Origin of the sequence: Geobacter sp. OR-1 (assembly GCF_000813145.1) — a bacterium.
In the GTDB taxonomy this organism is placed as follows: domain Bacteria; phylum Desulfobacterota; class Desulfuromonadia; order Geobacterales; family DSM-12255; genus Geoanaerobacter.
In genome coordinates, this window is sequence record NZ_BAZF01000046.1 from 1 (window position 1) to 2,981 (window position 2,981).

The window sequence follows — 2,981 nt, forward strand, 5'->3', positions numbered from 1 at the left end:
GCAGCCACCTTGGACAGCTGAGCCCCTATGAGTTTGAAAAGGCTGATCAGTGTCTACTAAACTGAAGGAAGTCCAATCTATCCTGTCAATTTTCCAGTAATGACTCATAAAATATGTTAATTTTTTGTGAGTTCTTGTCCCAATTAAATGCTTCTTGAGAATAAACATATGCGTTCTTACCCATAGTTTCGATATCCAATCTAAATATGTTTTCGATTGCATTCCTCAGTTCGATAGAATCACAAGGAGGAACAAGAATTCCAACATCAGAATTGACGATATCTTTGATGCCTCCTATGGCTGTAGTAATCACAGGTTTTGAAAAAGCGTAGGATAGAGGTATGACTCCGGAGGTTGTTATATCAGTATATGGCAAAACTACGACATCACAAGCATTAAAAAAATACTGTATGTCATGATCAGGAATCCACTTTGTTTTTGCAATTAGTTTAATGTTATTATTTATTTTTGCATATTGCTGCAAAATATAATAAACATCTTTATCCTGTATTTTACCAACAATAAGTGCAACGGTGTTGTTCAATGTTTTTATTGCTTCAATTAAATACTCATAACCTCTGTTTTTTCTAATTGCCCCGAAGCACAAAACTACCCTTGACTTAACGTCTATATCTAGTGCTTTTCTAGCATCAATTTTTGATATATTATTTTCATATGAATTATTGAAATTACCGTGTGGAACCACGATGTGCAATTTATCAACATTTGTTTGCAACTCACTTTTTGCTCTTTGTATATCATCTTGAGAATGATAAATAATGGCATCAACATTTTCATAAAACCATTTTGATATTTTATAATCTTGCATAGTAGCTGAATGTGATACGATATTATGCATTTCCCAAATTATAGTTATTTTTAGGGACTTGCATAAAATATAAAATAATTTCATCACAAAACTACAAGGGAAAATATATAACCAGTGTATATGCGCTAAGCGATATCCCCTAAACCGGTAAAATATCAATGCCAATATATTGATAATAGCCGCATAATGAAATGGTTTAAGCAGCTTAACCTCAACATTATTTTTTTCAAGACTTGACTTTAATAAATTAATATATTCATGGTCCATTGGCATCATAAATATTTTAACAGGCAATTTAGTCACCTTATGCCACTTAAGCTAGATTTGTTTCTATTATTGCGTATAATGGTTTTTATAATAGTATTATAGTCATTTGCAATTACATCCCATATTAATTTACTGTAAACTTTATTTTTGAATTAGATCTCATTTCAATTTGTTTTTCAGGTTTTAACTGCAAAGAGAGTATTGATTTTGCCCACATCTCAACATCAATATAATCCATTATTATTCCATCTACATTGTTATCAATAATATCTTCCGGGCCAGCAGTCCGCGTTGAAATCAGCGGCAAACCGAAGTACATTGCCTCAATAACAACCATTCCGTAAATTTCATATTTACTTGGTAAAAGAAACAGTGAACTTTCTCTGTATAAACTGGGAAGCGCATCCTGACTGACAGATCCTATCAATCGAACGTTAAGAATATTTTCCTTAGATATCCTGGAAGTAATCCTCTCATGCTCCGGCCCGACACCAGCCATTACAAGATAAACTCGATAATTAAGCAAACTTTTCGCCAGATCCAGCATAAAATCGACATTCCTTCGCTTCTCAAATACTCCTACATAGAGAAGTATATACGCTTCAGGTGGGATATCAAATTCACTACGCCAGTTTCTGTCCTTGGGATTTTTGAAAGGAGTTGGGTCAAGGCCGACAGGGAGTATTCTGATATTATTAAAACCCTTTCTTTCCAGGTGCGCTCTGGCTCTACTTGTCTTCACCAGTGCAACATCAATATATTTCCTAAAAAGCGGCAACAGAAACGTATCATAGATATTCTGAAAAGCGGCATATATACGACCTGTAAGTTGTTCGTACATCCCCTGGTAGACCACAACAGGTATTCCATTCTTCCTTGCATATCTGGCAACCCAGAAAGAAGTAAGTTCGTTCTCCTCATTCACCTGGATAAAATTGTAACTTCCTTCTTTTAACAGACTAATCAATTTCGGGTATATCGCATGATCTATCAGTGGTATCTTAAAGAAAGGAACCTCAAACAGACGCACCAAACCGCTTCCAGCAGATTCGATATTCTGACAAACAACAGCTTGATCTTTACCTGCAACATATACATCAACAGATATGCCATATTTAGAAAGGCCACGCGCCAGTCCGATCTCCTGACTGTTGTAAAAATTACGGGAGATAGGGATTCCAATCGGTCGTATTATTGCCATTCGTAGATGATCAAACATAAACACCCCTCTAACTTACATCACTGTCATCAGAACATTAGAAAGTATTTTTTTCTCTTAGTACTGAGACGAAATATTTAGTAAACTCTATTTGCTTTCTTACATGATGAGAATCAAATAACATTTGGTCAAGTTTATCGGAATAATATTGCCCATCAGGAGTAAAGTCATAGTATTCGAGGTTGTTTTGTAACGCACTATTCAGAATGACACTCTTGACTTTATTCTTGTCCTTTTGGTAGGATATGTATATTGGAGCCTCAGGAGCGGTATATAATATTAGTTTAATATTATTTTTCTTGCACATATCAATAATATCTTTATAGTATTGCAGTAAGTTATTCTCGATACCAGCCTCTAATTTAGGATATGTTTGTTTCATATCTTCTATTTTGAAACTACTTGGATCAAAAATATCTGTTTTTTCTTTCTTTGGGTTTCCATCCCACCAGTCAATATATCTATTATTATTCTTTATTTTGTCCATGACTAGTTCAGTAATATGTAATCGAGTTGCTAATATACTGTATCTTAATTGTTTTAAATTATTCATCTTCATAACAAGCTGTGGCTTATCAAGTGGATATGCAACTCTATATCGACTAAAGGTAAACCACGATACCTCAAGAATACAATACGAAGGCATTTTTATCGAGTTATTTATAT

At 34.2% G+C, this 2,981-nt stretch carries 3 protein-coding genes; all 3 read right to left on the minus strand.

Annotation, left to right across the window (positions count from 1 at the left end; translation table 11 throughout):
• Positions 1–85 precede the first annotated feature (85 nt).
• Entirely contained in the window at positions 86–1,123 is a 1,038-nt protein-coding gene (locus OR1_RS20345) for a glycosyltransferase family 4 protein (protein ID WP_041974957.1), read from the minus strand.
• A 97-nt stretch (positions 1,124–1,220) separates the two neighbouring features.
• A complete protein-coding gene (locus OR1_RS20350; RefSeq protein WP_041974958.1) occupies positions 1,221–2,315 on the minus strand; it encodes a glycosyltransferase family 4 protein in 1,095 nt (364 codons plus the stop codon).
• A gap of 37 nt (positions 2,316–2,352) precedes the next feature.
• On the minus strand, positions 2,353–2,981 hold a 629-nt coding region (locus tag OR1_RS20355; protein WP_237754378.1), incomplete at its 5' end, for a hypothetical protein.

Excerpts from the sequence above, each read along its gene's own strand:
- OR1_RS20350 (WP_041974958.1), bottom strand. The coding sequence starts at position 2,315 with ATGTTTGATCATCTACGAATGGCAATAATACGACCGATTGGAATCCCT.